Origin of the sequence: Nocardia sp. NPDC050412, from assembly GCF_044458825.1 — a bacterium.
GTDB lineage: Bacteria > Actinomycetota > Actinomycetes > Mycobacteriales > Mycobacteriaceae > Nocardia.
In genome coordinates this window covers 36,720-53,938 of the sequence record NZ_JBITIJ010000007.1, presented here as the reverse complement: position 1 = coordinate 53,938, position 17,219 = coordinate 36,720, and the positions used below count along the sequence as shown (strand labels likewise).

At 65.9% G+C, this 17,219-nt stretch carries 2 protein-coding genes and 2 pseudogenes; 2 read left to right on the top strand and 2 right to left on the bottom strand.

Annotation, left to right across the window (positions count from 1 at the left end; translation table 11 throughout):
* Nucleotides 1-175 precede the first annotated feature (175 nt).
* Nucleotides 176-451 (bottom strand): hypothetical protein, encoded by a 276-nt coding sequence (locus ACIBI6_RS20540; protein ID WP_396957384.1) that lies wholly within the window; start codon nucleotides 449-451, stop codon nucleotides 176-178.
* A 1,008-nt stretch (nucleotides 452-1,459) separates the two neighbouring features.
* Here ACIBI6_RS20540 and ACIBI6_RS20535 point away from each other — a divergent pair.
* Nucleotides 1,460-2,335: a DUF559 domain-containing protein gene (locus ACIBI6_RS20535; protein ID WP_364347348.1), complete on the top strand. Its 876-nt coding sequence runs from the start codon at nucleotides 1,460-1,462 to the stop codon at nucleotides 2,333-2,335.
* 213 nt (nucleotides 2,336-2,548) lie between these two features.
* Nucleotides 2,549-2,662: pseudogene (locus ACIBI6_RS20530) on the top strand (TrmO family methyltransferase); the annotation flags it as partial.
* Nucleotides 2,663-2,764: 102 nt separating this feature from the next.
* On the opposite strand, the pseudogene ACIBI6_RS20525 reads toward ACIBI6_RS20530, so the two are convergent.
* A pseudogene (locus ACIBI6_RS20525) lies at nucleotides 2,765-17,146 on the bottom strand (amino acid adenylation domain-containing protein); the annotation flags it as partial.
* Between the last annotated feature and the right edge of the window lie 73 nt (nucleotides 17,147-17,219).

Below are 17,219 nucleotides of genomic sequence, written 5' to 3'. Positions count from 1 at the left end.
TAAGACCTGCCCCCGACCCCGTCAAAGGCGTCGTGCACCGGGGGCCAAACCAGTCCGAGTCATCATATAAGTCTTGCAACATGCACTGATACGCCTGCGCCTCAGACGGCGCAGACGTGACAGCTATGTATCGGTCTCAGACGGTAGATGTTGCGACGCCCCACGACCCAGTGAACTACGTCACATAGCAGATGTGCATCGCCAGCGCGGATTCCCCATTGAAGAAACCCACCCGCACCTCATTCGTCGAGCCACCGCTCGATCTGGTCGAGGTCCGCGCGGCCGAATAGGTAGTCGCGCCGTCTTCGGCGTCGAGAAGCATCCAGTCGTAGGGCACCGTGGAAGCGCGTTCGAGCCGATACCCCGCCCGTCCCGCTCGGGCCGTGAGTTGCCGAATCCGCACCGCCGTGGGTTCGGTCGGCACCAACCGAAGCCGCCTGTCATCGTCCACTAGGCGAACCGTCCTCGTGAATTTCTCGGAGGCGGAGTGAATTCCGCCCAGTACTCATGCCGAATCGCATCCCACAACCGAGACAGCTCCGGAAATTGCTCTCGCATCTGCGCCAAGTCCGGTGCCGCAGCCGCCGTGCACGAAACCAACGGTTCCTCGGCCCCATTGCGTCCCAGCATCATTCGAATGTCGTGGTGGTCTATCCGCCACTCGGCCAGCCAGCCGTCTACCTCGGTGCGACGCGCGCCCACGCCTCCCCCTGCCCGTGCGGATCGCCTGCCAGGGACTCGAGCCTCTCCAGCACCTCACGCAATGTCCGCACCGACTGGCCGCCGGACGGTAGCGCGTCGACCTAGGACGCTCTCGGGAAATCGATCCCTCTGGCGGCGGCGCGTTCACGCGGGCTCATCGACTGCGGAACCAGCCGTCCGGCGAGAACGAGCGTCTGCTACGCCGCCGATTTCCACACGCACCGGTTGATTCGGCACGCGCGATGCCGTTGCCACAGCCCATGCGCCAGCATCACATCCGCCGCATCGCACACCGGTGGCACGGCGACGAGTACGGGCCGCAATTGCTTCGCCTCCTTCCGTCTCGCGCGCATCAGTTCGCACGCCACGCACGTTTTTGCCCACGATTTCGTGCGTGGCGTGAAAACACCTGCGCGGCAGAGGGTTCAGCGCATCAGGGACTTCCGGTCATGAGTCGGATGCGGATTTCCACCACAGCTCGGTCAGCAATTGCCGATTTCGGCGAGTCCAGCAGCGGCCGTCATCTGCCAGTGACTGGCCGATACTCCACGGCTGACCACCGCCCCCTCGACCCCCACCACCCTCATGGACGGCCCCGGTTGGACACATGATCACGTGGAAACTGGGGCGGCATCGCCCGAGAAGCCACCGCCACCAGCGCCACCTGATCTTGATCGTTGGGCGAGGTGCGGAGGGTCGCCAGAGGTTCGAGCGGGCGGGTTGGGGGGTTGTCGGTGGGGGTGGGGATAGTGGGGGGATGGGGGTATTGGATGAGCCGTTTGTGGGGTCTTGGGCGGTGGCGGCGGGGTTGGTTACGCGGTGGGAGCTGCGGCACAACTTTGTGCGGGTGTTTCCGGATGTCTATGTGCGCAAAGGGTGCTCGCTCGATGCGAGAGGGCGCGCCCGTGCCGCTGCGCACTGGGCGAAGGGTGATGGTGTGCTGATCGGGTGCTCGGCGGCCGCCATGCACGGCACTCGCTGGCTCGATGCAGATCAAGCAGCAGAGATCGCCAGGCGCGGACACTGTCGTCCGCCCTGCGGGATTCGTGCCGTCCGCTCGGTTATCGAGCCGAGCGAATGCTGTGAGGTCGACGGGTTCACGGTCACAACACCGGCGCGCACTGCATTCGACCTCGGTCGGCGGCTGCCACGCGAGCGGGCCGTACCGATCCTGGACGCACTGTGTGCGGCTACCGGACTCGAACCAGGTGAAGTCGCGGTCTTGGCATCGAAACATCCGGGCGCACGTTTCCTCAACCGTTTGCGCACAACGCTCGCCGTCGTGGATCCAGGCGCCGAATCCCCACCCGAGACCCACACACGCTTGCTCCTGATCGACGACGACTTACCCCGTCCCGCAACACAATTAGTGATCCGTAATCACTACGGCGAATTCGTCGCGCGCGTCGACCTCGGTTGGCGCAAATGGCAGGTAGCCGTCGAATACGACGGCGCCCAACACTGGACCGACCCCACCCAGCGCACCAAGGACATCGACCGCATAGCCCGCATCGAAGCCCTGGGCTGGCGCGTAATCCGCATCAACGCAACCCTCCTCTACGACCGCCCCCACGTAGTCCTCGACCGCGTCCGCACCGCCCTCACCACCCAAGGTGCACAACTGAACAAATGATCACGTAGAAACCGGGGGCGGCAAACCCCGAAAACCCACCGCCCCCGTCATCCTCAACCGCACCGCCCTCACCACCCAAGGTGCACAACTGAACAAATGATCACGTGCCGGATTCCGAGCATGCGGATCGGCCGCCGTTGACGCGGGCCGTGCGCCCGCAGCGCATCCCGCTGTCATTGACGCAGCGTCGGATGTGGGTACTCAACCAGGTCGATACAGAATCCCCGTGGAAACCAGGGCGGCATCCCCCGAGAGGCCAGCGCCGGAGTTTTCGCCACCCGCGCACCGCACCGCCCCAACCCGATCGGTCTGCACCACATCCATATCCGCACCGTCAGCGCATGTCCGCAACCTCGAAGCCGTGCACGGCACACCGATCCTCGACCTCAAACCCCTCCTCACCTCCAATCGCTGACGTGGCTGCGAGTTTCAGTCACGAGTCCGCGCTGCGACTTCCCGCCAAATGTCGGTCAGCACCCGGCCGATTTCGGCGAGTCCGTCGGCGGCCGTCATACGCCAGTGGGTGGTCGGCACCGCGCGGTTATCCACGGTTCCGTCGACCACATCAACCCAGATTCCCGCGCCGATCGAACCGGTGGGGTCGTCGAGCGCCGCAGTGAAGTAGATGACGTCGCCGTGGAATCGAACAGGCTGATAGGCATTGCGCAACACAACCGAATGCACAGCCGTATCCAGCACCCGGGTGAACCGCTCGGAGCCGAAGGAGGCGAACGGCTCCGGCAGTTCGACCAGCCGCTCGGCGAGTTGTGCCAAGTCAATATCGGCGGCGAAGCCGAGGTCACCGGCCTGTTCGCCGAGCAGGCCACCGATCAGCTCGGCCACCGGCACGGGTGAGCCCGCGCCCTGCGCGCGTTCGTCTGGCGGATCGGCCATATAGCTGTCCATCACCGCGAGCGTGGCCACCCGCTGTCCGGCCCGCTGCAATTGCACCGCGATCTCGTGCGCGAAGACACCGCCCATCGACCAGCCGATCAGGTGATACGGCCCAATCGGCTGGACCGAGCGGATCGCATCGACATAGATCGCGGCCCACTCCTCGATCGTGTCCGGCAGCTCTGCCGGTGCGGCCAGGGTGGGTGCTTGGATGCCGTAGATCGGCCGGTCGGAATCGAGGTAGGCCGCCAGTCCCGCGAACGACCATGCGATGCCGGAGACCGGATGGATGCAGAACAACGGATCGGCGGTACCCGTCGCGCGCAGCGGCAGCACCACATCGAAGGCCACCTCGCCCTCGACCTGCCCACCCGCCCGGCGGGCCAGCTCGGCCAAGAAGTCCGACGGGGTCGGTGCGGTGAATACCCGCATAACCGGGATCTTTTCACCGAGAAGCGAGCTCAGCCGTGCCGTCAGCTTCGTGGCGATCAGCGAATTGCCGCCGCGCTCGAAGAAGTTGTCGTCCATACCGAATCGGTCGAGGTCGAGCACCTCCGCGAAGGCGGCGGCGACGGTTTCCTCGATCGGCGTTGCCGGTGCGCGGTACTGCCGTGCCTCGAACGCGGGCTCCGGTAACGCGCGCCGGTCCAGCTTGCCGTTCGGGGTCAGCGGCATGACATCGAGCACCACGATGGCGGCGGGAACCATATAGCCGGTGAGGAATTCGGCCACCTGCACCCGCAATTCATCCGTATCGATGCCGGCACCGGCTGCGGGCACCACATACCCGACGAGCTGATCCCCGAGACGTTCGGTCGAGCGGACCAGCACCACCGCTTGGCTCACGCCCGGACAGCGCAGCAGCGCGGATTCGATCTCGCCGAGTTCGATTCGGAAGCCGCGCAACTGAACTTGCTGATCACTGCGCCCGGCGTAGGCGAGTCCGGCCTGGCCCCAACGACCAAGGTCACCGGTGCGGTACATACGAGATCCGGGTGCGCCGAAGGGATTCGCGACGAAACGTGTCGCCGCCAGCCCCGGCCTGCCGAGGTATCCCCTGGACAGCTGAGCTCCGGCCACATAGATCTCCCCCGGTGTTCCGACCGGCACCGGATGCAAGCGCTCGTCGAGCACATAGCCATCCAAACCCGGCAGCGCCCGTCCGATCAGGCTGTCCGGACTATCCGCGATCTGCTTGTCCAGCGCAAGGAACGACACGTGCACCGTGGTTTCGGTGATCCCATACATATTCACCAGCCGCGGCGCATCCACGTCATGGCGCTCATACCAGCGCCGCAACTGACGCAGATCCAATGCCTCGCCACCGAATACGACATGTCGCAGCGCGAATTCGCCATCGACATCGGAGGCGGCCCGATCGGCCTCGATGAGCTGATAGAAGGCCGACGGTGTCTGGTTCAGCACCGTCACCTTCTCGCGAATCAGCAACTCGCGGAACAGTTCCGGTGCCCGTGAGGTCGCGTAGTCCACCACGACCACGGCACCGCCGGTGGCCAAGGCGCACCACAGCTCCCACACCGAGAAGTCGAAGGCGAAGGAGTGGAACAGCGTCCACACATCGGCCTCGTCGAAACAGAACAGCGGCTGGGTATTCGCGCACAGCTCGACCACATTGCGGTGCGCCACACCAACACCCTTCGGCACGCCCGTCGAACCCGAGGTGTAGATGACGTAGGCGAGGTGATCCGGCAGCAGCGGCGCGATACGGTCGGCGTCGCTAACTGGACGATCATCGAATTCCGTTGTCTCTTCGAGCAATATCACCGGCAGCTCGCCGACCGGCACATCGGCACGCTGCTGCGCGGTGGTGAGCACACAGACCGGAACCGCATCGGAAAGCACGAAGGCCAACCGCTGCGCCGGATAGGTGATATCGATCGGCAGATACGCCGCACCCGCAGTGAGCACGCCGAGCAGCGCGACCGGCAGCTCCTCGGTACGCGGAACCGCAACGGCCACCAGCGATTCCGGACCGGCACCGGCGGCAATGAGCGCCCTCGCCACCCGGTTCGCCCGCCGCCGCAGCTCCGCGAAGCTGAGTGCGGTATCGCCGAAGCGAACCGCCACCGCATCGGGCCTACGCCTGGCCTGATCGGCGATCAGCTCGGGGAGTGTCGCGGCGGGCACCCACGCACCGCGCGAATTCCATTCGTGCAGCACCCGGGTGCGTTCGTTCGGTCCGAGCAGCTCGATATCGCCGACCGTCACCGCGGCGTCGGCGACGACCGCGGTGAGGATCCGGGCAAACCGATCAGCGAAGCCCTGCACAGTGACCGTGTCGAACAAGTCTGTCGCATAGGTGAATTCGGCCAGCACGCCCTGGGTTTCACCGCGCGGACCGATTCGCTCGTTCAGCGAAAGCCGCAGGTCCACCGTGAGCGGATCCGTTACGGCGCTGCGCTGCCCCATCGCGACCTGGAACAGCGGATGCCTGCCGGTCACCTGGACCGGATCGAATATCTCGACGAGTTGCGCGAATGGCACATCGACGTGCGCGAATGCGGCGGCGTCGACCGGGCCGACCGCGGCGAGCAGTTCGTCGAAAGTCGCACCCGGGTGGTATTCGGTACGCAGCACCACGGTGTTGTCGAAGGTTGTCCCAGGGACCCCGGCCGCGTCGGTCGGACCGACCGCGGCGTTCAGTTCACCGAAGGTCGCACTGGGATTGCTATCGGTGCGCAGCATCACGGCGTTGTCGAGGGTTGCCCACGAGGCCGGTGTACCGATCGCGATATCGGTCGTGCCGGACAACCGCGCCAACAGCACCACGAAAGCCGCATGCGACACCACGAATACCGAGGTATTCCTGGTCTCGGCAAGCCGACGCAGTTCGTGGTGCAGGTGTACACCGATCTGCAGCACGACCTGCCCGCCGTCATAGGAGGGCACGGTCGAGCGCGGACGATCCATGGGCAACGTCAACTCATCCGGCAGTCCTGCCAGCGTGCTGCGCCAGTATCGAACCTGCCCGAGTACGTCGGACCCCACACCGTCACGCACGGTTGCAACCGAATCCGCGGTGACGAATTCACCCAGCACAGTGCGCAACCGCCGGGTCAACGCCTGCGCCGCCGAATCCGCGACGGCATCGCCGCGATACAGCACCTCTACCCGCAGCTCGGCACCCAGTTCTGCTCGGACGGTAACCGGATAGTGGGTGTAGTCGACCGAACTCACGCCACCGACCACCAGTCCGTCGACCGCGCTACCCGCCTGCCGCAGGCCATCGGCATCGATCGGATACGACTCGTAGGCAACCAGCGTGTCGAACAACTCGGTGCCGCCCGCGATCGCCTGGACATCGGCCAGCCCGAGATAATGATGCTCCAGCAGTGCAGCCTGCCCGGCTTGCAGCTCGGTGAGCAGCTGCGAAACCGTTGTGGCCGAATCGAATCGGACGCGCACCGGGATGGTGTTCACGAACAAACCGACCATCGCGTCGACACCGTCGAGCTGCGGTGGACGTCCCGAAACGGTGACGCCGAAGACCACATCATCGCGGTCGGTGATACCGGCGAGGACCACACCCCACGCCGCTTGCAGCACCGTATTGACGGTGACCTCGGTCGCCGCGGCGAAGGACGTCAGCGCGGCCGTCTCGGTCGCCGACAGTTCGAATGCGGACCTGCCGAATCCATCGGCCGGCGCTGTGGGCCGCACCAACACGGGCGCGAGCAGCGTCGGCGCGAGCTTGGTCAGCGCGGTTTCCCACGCACGCAGTGTGACTTCACGGTCCTGGCGCGACAGCCACGCCAGATAATCGCGGTACGGCCGCGCGGCGGGCAGCAGCGCGGTATCGCTCCTGGTCGCATAGAGGATCAGCAGATCCTTCATCAGCAGCGGCATGGACCAGCCGTCGAGCAGGATGTGATGCGCCGTCAGCACCAGGTGCGTGCGCCCGGATGCGGTGCGGTACACCGTGAATCGCAGCAGCGGCGCCAGCGCGGAATCGAATCCGGTGCGCTGGTCGGCGGCGAGCAGATCTGGCAGGTCAGCGTCGGGCACCTCGGCGACCACTCGCCACGGCACCCGAACCCCTTCGGCAATGAGCTGCACGGGTTTGCCGTTCGCGCCGAAGGCAAAGGCGCTGCGCAGATTCGCGTGCCGGTCCAGCGCCGCCTGTGCGGCGCGGCGCAGGCGGTCGAGTTCGAATTCGCCCGAGAGTTCGACCGCCACCTGAATGACGTAGGGGTCCACCGACTCGGCCAGCATTTCCATCAGGAACAGCAGGCCGGTTTGCAGCGGCGATAGGGGCAGTACCTCGACCAGGCCCGGGTAGTTCGCCCGCCAGGTGTCGAGTTCGTGTTGGGTGGTCGATATGAGCGGCACATCTGATGGTGTGAGACCACCGGCATTCGGGTCGGCTACATGCCGGGCCACCGCCGTCAGGGCGGTGAGCCAGTCGTCGGCCAGTTCCTGTACTGCCGCCGCGTCGAGGATTTCACCGGCGTACTTGAAGGCCACATCCATCCGCGGTCCGGCATCGGTGTCGACGACGATCGCATTGATATCGACCACAGCCGATGCGGGCAGCGCCGGATCCTGGCCGTCGTCGAGGTCACCGAGGTCACCGGACGGGAGCCAGGCCGGATCGGTCAACTCCGGTGCGCCGCCGGTGGATACCCGGCCCAGATAGTTGAAGCCGATCTGCCCGATATCACCGGCCAGACTCGAATTCGACTGGCGCAGTAGCCCGAAGCCGATACCCCGATCCGGAACCGCGAGCAATTGCTCCTTCACCGACCGCAGCACCGCCGCGGTCTCGTCGGCAACGCCGGTGAGATCGAGCGCCACCGGATACACGCTGGTGAACCAACCGATCGTACGAGTCAGATCGGCGCCGGGCACAGTCGCTTCCTCGCGGCCGTGACCCTCCAGTCGAATCCTGGTGACCGGGAGGGCGATACCGCGTCGCGCCCGCCAAGTACGCACCGCCATGGCCAGCGCCGCGAGCAGACCGTCATTGACGCCGCCCCGGTACAGCGCGGGCACCGTGGTCAGCACCGCATCGGCCACATCGACAGGCACCTCGACCGTCAACTGCCGCACCGACGCGTGGGTATCCACAGTGGGATCGAGCGCACGTGTACCGAGCAAGGGATCCGGTGTGGCCAGCACGGTACGCCAGTAGTCGAGCTCGGCCATCCGCGACGGCGAGCCCGCTGCTTCGACGAGACCGTGCGCCCAACGCCGGAATGACGTTCCGACCGGCGGCAACGCGATGGCCATCCCGGCGCTGCGCTGTGCCCATGCGGTGATGAGGTCCGGGATCAGAATCCGCCACGACACGCCATCGATCACATAGTGGTGCGCCGCGAAGACCAGTAGATCGCGTGCATTCGACCTGCGCAGCCAGCTGAACGCGACCATCCGACCCGCGGCCGGATCCAGTGCCGCCAGCGCGGAAGCCACGGCGGCATTACCGATTCGGTTGAGCTCGGCCTCGTCCGGCACGTCCACCTCGGACAAGAGCACCGACGCGTCGAGCGTTCCGGGCGCGGCCACCTGCTGCCACCATCGGCCGTCGACCTGCCATACTCGCGCGCGCAACATGTCGTGGTGGTCGAGTACGGCGGTGAGCGTGGTGGTCAGTCCGGTGCTGTCGATGCCTTCCGGCAGCGCGAGCACGAGGGTCTGCGCGAAGCGGCCGAATGAACCGTTCTCGAGGAAGCCCGCGAGCACCGGGGTGAGCGGGATATCACCAACCCCGCCACCGGGCAACTCCGCCAGCACGACGGGCGCGGGATCCGTGCCGAGCACCGCGACCCGCGCTAATCCGGCGACGGTCTTCTGCTCGAAGACATCGCGCGGCGTGAAACCGATTCCGACCGACTTGGCCCGCGAAACCAACTGGATCGAGACGATGCTGTCACCGCCGATGGCGAAGAAGGAGTCATCGGCTCCGACCTGGCGCACGCCGAGCACCTGCGCGAACAACTCGGCGATCCGCGATTCCAGCGGGCTGGAAGGTGCCCGCGACACCGTGACTGCGAACTTCGGTTCGGGTAGTGCGTTGCGGTCGAGTTTGCCGTTGGTGGTCAGCGGCAACTCGTCGAGGACGACGATGGCCGAGGGCACCATATGCGAGGGCAGTACCCGCGCCGCGAATTCGGTGAGTCGGTCGGGCTCGACGACCCGGTCGGCCACCGGGAGCACGTACGAGACCAATACCGTTGCTCCAGCGGCCGTCTCACGGCCGAGGGTGACCGCGAATTCGACATCCTCGTGGCTGCCGAGCACCGCGTCGATCTCACCGAGTTCGACACGGAAGCCGCGGACCTTCACCTGGAAGTCGCTGCGCCCCACATAATCCAGCTCCCACGTTCCCGCCGGAGTCGCGTACCAGCGGACCAGATCGCCGGTGCGATACATCCGGGCACCCGGCTCACCCCACAGGTTGGCGACGAAACGCTCCGCGGACAGCCCGGCTCGATTGCGATAACCGCGCGCCAGCGCGCCGCCCGCCAGATACAGCTCACCCGTCACGCCGGGCGGTACCGGGTTCAACCGCGCGTCCAGCACCAGCGCGGACATACCGCGCACCGGAGAGCCGATCGTAATATGCTGTCCCGCAGTCAATTCCGCATACGACGAGATAATGGTCGTCTCGGTCGGGCCGTAGCCGTTGTAGTACCTGCGACCGGGCTGCCACTTGGCCAGCAGTTCCGGTGTGGTGACATCGCCACCGACGGAGAGCATTTCGAGGTGGTCCAGACCGGTCGGATCCACCGTGCCGAGGACCGCCGGGGTGATGATCGCGTGCGTCACCTGTTCGGTGCGCAGCAGGTCACCGAGCTCGTCCCCACCCGGCACGGTGGACGGCACGATCACCAGCGTCGCACCGACCGAGAAGGCGCACAGCCATTCCAATACCGACGGGTCGAAGCTCGGCGCGCAGATATGCAGGAAACGGCGTGTGGGCTCGAGCCGGTACAGCTCGATCGCATGGTCGAGCAGACCGCCGAGTCCGGCGTGGGTCACCGTGACACCCTTGGGCACACCGGTCGAACCCGACGTATAGATGACGTAGGCCGGGTTGTGCGGACGCAGCGGGGTGATCCGATCGGCGTCGGTGATCGGCGCGGCGGATCGGTTGGCGCACAACGCTTCCATTGCGTGGTCGTCGAGCCCGAGCCACTGCAGGTCATCGGGGAGCTCTGCTATGTACTCAGTCGAGGTCAGTCCGACGACCGCCGCCGAGTCGGTCAGCAGATGCCGAATCCGTTCCAGCGGATGGTTCGGATCGATCGGCACATGTGCGCCACCGGCCTTCGCGACGGCCAGCACCGCCGCGACCATCTCGTAGGAACGCGGCAATGCCAGCGCGACAAGACTTTCCGGGCCGACGCCACGTTCGATCAGCACCCTGGCCAACCGCGACGAGTACCGGTCGAGTTCGCGGTAGCTGATCGATCGGCCCGCATACCTGACCGCGGTACGGTCCGCACCGTGGCGCAGTCCGCGCAACAGCAGATCGGGCAGCAGCCCACCCGCCATCAGATGATCCGGGTGCACGCGAGTCAGGAATTCGACTTCGGATTCGGCCAGCAGCGGCAGATCACCCACCGGCGTCTCCGCATCCGCGACGATGGCGGTGAGCAGCCGCGCGAACCGATCCGCGAAGACGCGAACCGTCGCGTCGTCGAAAAGGTCGCGCGCATAGGTGAACGCGGCGAACATGCCCGCACTCGACTCGCGAATCGCCAACGACAGATCGAATTTCTCGGTAATGAGATCGAAATCCACTGGAGCGACCTGCAACCCGGGCAGCTCGAACGAGTTGTCCGGCAGGTTCTCGAACGAGAGCGCCACCTGGAACAGCGGATGCCGTGCCGTCGATCGTGCCGGTTCGAGCAGGTCCACCAACCGCTCGAACGGAATATCCGCGTGCGCGAAAGCCTGTAGATCCACATCCTTGGCGTGGGCAAGCAGTTCGGCGAAGGTGCGGCCACCCGGGACCTCGGTGCGCAGTACGAGAGTATTCACGAACATGCCGATGACATCGTCGAGTTCGGCCTCACCACGCCCGGCGACCGGCGTACCGATGGCGATATCGTCGGTGCCCGACAGGCGCGCCAGCAGTACCGCGAGCGCGGCGTGGACCACCATGAACAGGGTCGCATTGTGATCGCGGGCCAATCGCAGTAGCGCCACGTGCAACTGCGCATCGATCGGGATATCGCACCGGCCGCCGACGAACGACGGGACGGCAGGCCGAGTCCGATCCGATGGCAGGTTCAGCTCATCCGGCAGCTCGGCCAGGGCCTGTCGCCAATACGACACCTGTTGTCCGGCAAGTGAATCCGGATCGGATTCCGCGCCGAGTACGGCCCGCTGCCACAGCGCGAAGTCGGCGTACTGCACCGGCAATGGCGTCCAGTTCGGAGCGGATCCGCCGGTGCGCGCGATATACGCCAGCATCAGGTCACGAGTCAGCGGCCCCATGGACCAGCCATCCGCGCTGATGTGATGGGCCACGAGCACCAGCACGTAGTCGCTGTCGCAGCGCAGCAATTCGGCACGCACGGGCACGTCGGCGGTGACATCGAACCCGGTGCCGACCAGCTCGACGATCCGATCGCGCAGCTCACCCGCAGTGATGTCGACGACCGTAAGATCCGGAACCGCCTGTCCCACAGGCAGAATTACCTGATACGCGACACCGTCGCGCGACGGATACACGGTGCGCAGCACCTCATGCCGGGCCACCACGTCGGCGACCGCCAATCGCAGTGCATCAATATCGAGTGCACCGGACAATCGCACCGCGACCGGCACGTTGTAGGCGGCCGATTCGGTATCGAACTGGTTCAGGAACCACATCCGCTGCTGTGCCAGCGACAATGGCACCCGGTCCGGTCGCCTGCCCGCGGCCAATCGCGGCCGCCGACCGGAGCCGACCCGATTCTCGACCCGGACCGCCAATGTCGCGACGGTGGGCGCCTCGAACAACACCCGCACCGGCACCTGCGTATCCAGCGCGGCACCCAGCCGCGCCACCACCTGGGTGGCGATCAGTGAATTGCCGCCGAGTGCGAAGAAGTCGTCATCGATCCCGACCCGATCCACCCCGAGTACATCGGCGAACACCCCGGCGACAATCTCCTCGATCGGTGTCGACGGCGCACGGAACACCTGGGCCTCGAACTCGGGCGCGGGCAGAGCCTTTCGATCCAGCTTGCCGTTGGCGTTGCGCGGCAGCGCGGGCAGAACCACGTAGGCGGCGGGCAACATATAGGACGGCAGCACGCGGGCCAGCGCCGACTTCACCTGTGCCACATCGACATCGACGCCCACCAGATAGGCGACGAGCCGATCACCGGTCCGCTGATCCGCGTCCGCGATAACCGCCGCCTGCGCGATCTCCGGCAGCGCGACCAGGGCCGCCTCGATCTCACCCAATTCGATCCGGAAGCCACGGATCTTCACCTGGAAGTCGGTGCGCCCGCGATACGCCAGCTCACCGTGAGCATTCCAGGCCACCAGATCACCCGTGCGGTACATGCGCGCACCCGACTCGAACGGATTCGCCACGAACCGCTCCGCCGTCAGATCGACCCGCCCGAAGTAGCCGCGCGCCAACTGCGCACCGGCCAAATACAACTCACCCGAAACACCGACCGGCACGGGACGCAACCGCGAATCCAAGACATAGACCCGGCTGTTCCATTCCGGCGTACCGATCGACACCGATACCGCATCTTTGTCGGTCACCCGATGATTGGTGACCGACACCGCAGCCTCGGTCGGCCCGTACAGATTGAACAGTTCCTTCTGCGGATAGGTGTCCCGGAACCGCTGCGCCAGCTCTGCGGGCAGTGCCTCACCGATCACCAGCACCCGCCGCAAGGTGAACGGCAGCCGACCGGTCAACAGCGCGTCCAGCATCGACGGCACCACATGCAGCGTGGTCACCGACTCCCGCGCCATCAGATCGTTCAGATAGTCCGGATCGCGGTGCCCGTCCGGGTGGGCAAGCACCAATCGCCCGCCGAATACCGCCGCCGACCAGAACTCCCACACCGACAGATCGAAGGTGGCGGCCGTCTTCAGCAACACGGCATCACCTGGTCCGACCCCGAATTCAGCGGTCTTCCAGAGCAATTGGTTGATGATCGCGGCATGCGAAACCGCGACGCCCTTCGGCCGCCCGGTCGAACCCGAGGTGAAGATCACGTACGCGGTATTCGCCGCGCGCAACGGCCTGACCCGCTCATCATCCGCTATCGGTGTCGCGGGCAGCCAATCGAGGTCGAGCCGGTCCAGTCGCACCACCGGGGCCAGCTCGGTATCGAAACCCGCTGCGGCATTGGTCAATACGCAGACCGGCGCCGCGGTACCCAGAATGTAATCGGTTCGCGCCGCGGTCTGGTCCGGATCCACCGGCACATACGCGGCACCGGCCTTGGCCACCGCGTACATCGCGACGACCAGATCCACCGACCGGCGCAAGGCGAGCACGACCCGCGACTCCGGACCGACGCCCCGCGAAATCAGGTGTCGTGCGAGGCGGTTCACCCGCGCATCCAGTTCCGCATAGGTCACCGGTTCGCCGTCCGCGCCCATCAGCGCCACCCCGCCCGGTGTGGCGGCCACAGTCGCATCCAAGAGCGACACCAGCGTCGCCGCCGCATCCACCGCATGGTCGGTCGCATTGCGACCGGATACCAGCTCGGTCCGTTCCGCGGCGTCGAGCAGTTCCAGCTCACCGACGACCGTGTGCGGCGCCGCGGCGATCTCACCGAGCAACCGCGCGAACCGAGCCACGAAGCCCCGCACCGTCGGCTCGTCGAACAGATCGTGCGCATAGGTGACGGCACCGCTGATTCCCGCGGGCTGCCCTGTCTCGTTGTAGTGATCGCCGATGATCCAGTGCAGATCGAACTGCGATACCGCGGCATCGAAGTCCACCGCCGAGACGGTCAATCCAGGCAGCTCCAGACTCGTCGCAGCCAGATTCTGGAACGACAATCCCACCTGGAACAGCGGATGCCGCGCGGTCGAGCGGACCGGATTCAGCACCTCGACGAGTCGTTCGAACGGCACATCGGCATTCGCGAAGGCCCCGAGATCCGTCTCACGCTGCCGCGCGAGCAGTTCGGTGAACGGTCCGGATTCATCCACCCGGGTCCGGAACACCAGGGTATTGACGAACATGCCGATCAGCTCGTCCAGCGCCGCCTCACCGCGACCGGCCATAGGCGTGCCGACGGCAATGTCATCGGTGCCCGACAATCGGGCCAGCAATACCGCCAAGGCCGCGTGCACGACCATGAACAGTGTCGCGCCCTCGGCGCGCGCCAATTCGACCAGCGCCCGATGGGTTTCGGCATCGATATGCACCGGAACCTTGCCACCGGCGAACGACTGCACCGGGGGCCGCGGCCGATCCGTCGGCAGCTCCAGTTGATCGGGCAGCGCCGCGAGTGCATCACGCCAGTAGGCAATCTGTCCGGCTGCCAACGACTCCGGATCGTCCTCACTACCCAGCAACTCGCGCTGCCAGATGCTGTAGTCCGCGTATTGCACCGGCAGCGGTGTCCAGCCGGGCACGGAACCAGCCGTCCGTGCGGCGTAGGCGGTCATCAGATCACGCGTCAACGGCCCCATCGAGGTGCCGTCACCGGCGATATGGTGCACCACCAGCGCCAACACGAATTCGGCGGGCGAATCCTCGACCTCGAACAAGCCGACCCGCAGCGGCACTTCTGCGGTCACATCGAATGTCGTGGAAAGCAGTTCGCGCACAGCGGATTCGAGCTGCTGAGCGGCAACGGTCTGAACCGTCAGCTCCGGCACCGATTCGTCCGCGGGCAAAATCAGCTGTTCCGGACCGGCATCGGTGTGGGGATACACCGTCCGCAGAACCTCGTGTCGCGCAACCAGATCTGCGACCGCCGCCCGCAGCGCGGCCACATCGAGCGCACCGCTCAACCGCACCGCGATCGGAATGTTGTAGGCCGCCGACGCGGTGTCGAACCGGTTCAGGAACCACATCCGCTGCTGAGCCAGCGACAGCGGAATCGCCTCCGGACGGGGACCGGCAACCAATGCCTTGCGGTCACCGGCACCGGCATGTTCGGTCACGGCGGCGGCCAGTCCGGCGACGGTCGGTGTCTCGAAGAGCAGACGCACCGGGATCCTGGCATCCAGCGCAGCGCCGAGTCGCGCCATCAGCTGGGTGCCGATCAGTGAGTTGCCACCGAGTTCGAAGAAGTCGTCATCGGCACCGACCCGCACCTCGAGCGCAAGTACGTCGGCAAAGAGTTCGGCAACTATCGGCTCGATAGAACCCGACGGCGCGCGGAAAGTCTTGGTGCGTAACTGTGGTGCGGGCAGCGCCTGTCGATCCAATTTGCCGACCGGGGTCAGCGGGATCTCGTCGAGCACCATAATGGCGCTCGGCACCATATGGGCGGGCAGTTTGCTTGCGGCCAACCCGGTCAGTTCCGCCGTATCGATCGCGGCACCGGCGACGGCACGCACATACGACACCAGAATCGTTGCGCCACTGTCCTGTTCGTGACCGATGGTGACCACGAAATCGACGCCGTCGTGCGCGGCGAGCACCGCATCGATCTCGCCGAGTTCGATGCGGAAACCACGGATCTTCACCTGGAAATCATTGCGCCCCAGGTATTCCAACTCCCGCTCGGCCGTCCACCGCACCAGATCGCCGGTGCGGTAGAGCCGCGAACCCGGCGCACCGAACGGGTCGGCCACGAACCGAGCGGCGGTCAGACCCGGCCGGTCGTGATAGCCACGGGCCACCTGCGCACCGGAAATATAGAGCTCGCCGACAACCCGACCCGGCACCGGCGCGAGCTCCTCGTCCAGCACATATTCGGTGATCCCGCGGATCGGCGCACCGATGGTCACCGGTTCGCCCGGCACCAGCGGCGCGCTGATATTCGTCATGATCGTGGTCTCGGTCGGGCCGTATCCATTGAAGAATTCCCGGGTGCGGCCATCCGCGATCGGTAACACCCAGCGCCGCACCAACTCCGGTGGACAGGCCTCACCGCCCGCGACCACTACGCGCAGCTCGTCCAGTCCATCTGCGGGCAGCGAGGCGAGCGCGGCCGGGGTGATGAAGGCATGCGTCACCCGCTCCCGGCGCAACAGTGCGGCCAATTCCGCGCCGCCGTACACCGTCGGTGCCGCCACGACCATGGTCGCGCCCCGACTCAGCGCAAGCAGCAACTCCAATACCGATGCGTCGAAGGAGGGCGAGGCGAAATGCAGTGTGCGCGAATCGGCGGTCAGCGTATAGCGCTCGCGCTGCTCATCACAGAAATTCGACAACCCCGCCTGGGTGAGGACCACCCCCTTGGGCGTTCCGGTCGATCCTGAGGTGTAGATGACATAAGCCGGATGCTCGGCCCGCAGTTGCCGGATCCGATCCGCGTAGGTGATCGGTTCCGCCGAATATGCCGCGATGTCGGAGGTATCGATGGCGACCCATTCCGGGCCGTCCGGCAGATCCACCGCCGCGACGGTACGGTCCAGTGCCGCAACCGTAAGCCCCAGCGCCGCACCGGAATCCGACAGCATGTGCGCGACGCGATCGGTGGGATAGTTCGGGTCAACGGGTACGAATCCGGCACCGGCCTTAGCGATCGCCCACACCGCGACAATCGATTCCACCGACCGCGCAATGCCGACCGCGACCAAATCCTCCGGGCCGATACCGCGCTCGATCAGCAAGCGCGCCAAGCGGTTCGACCGATCATCGAGTTCGGCATAACTCAACTGCGCCAATGTCGCTGTGGCATCCGCGAACACGACCGCGGGTCCGGTCGGATTACCCTCCACAGCGGTGGTGAGCAATTGCGGCAAGGTCTTGATCCGTGGGCGTCGAGCCCGGTTGGGCCGCTCGCGATTCGGCCGCGTCATGCGCCCAACCCCTGTCGCGCACCGCGCGCGAACGCCAACACACCTTCGAACAAGCCGAGCATCTCCGGGACTA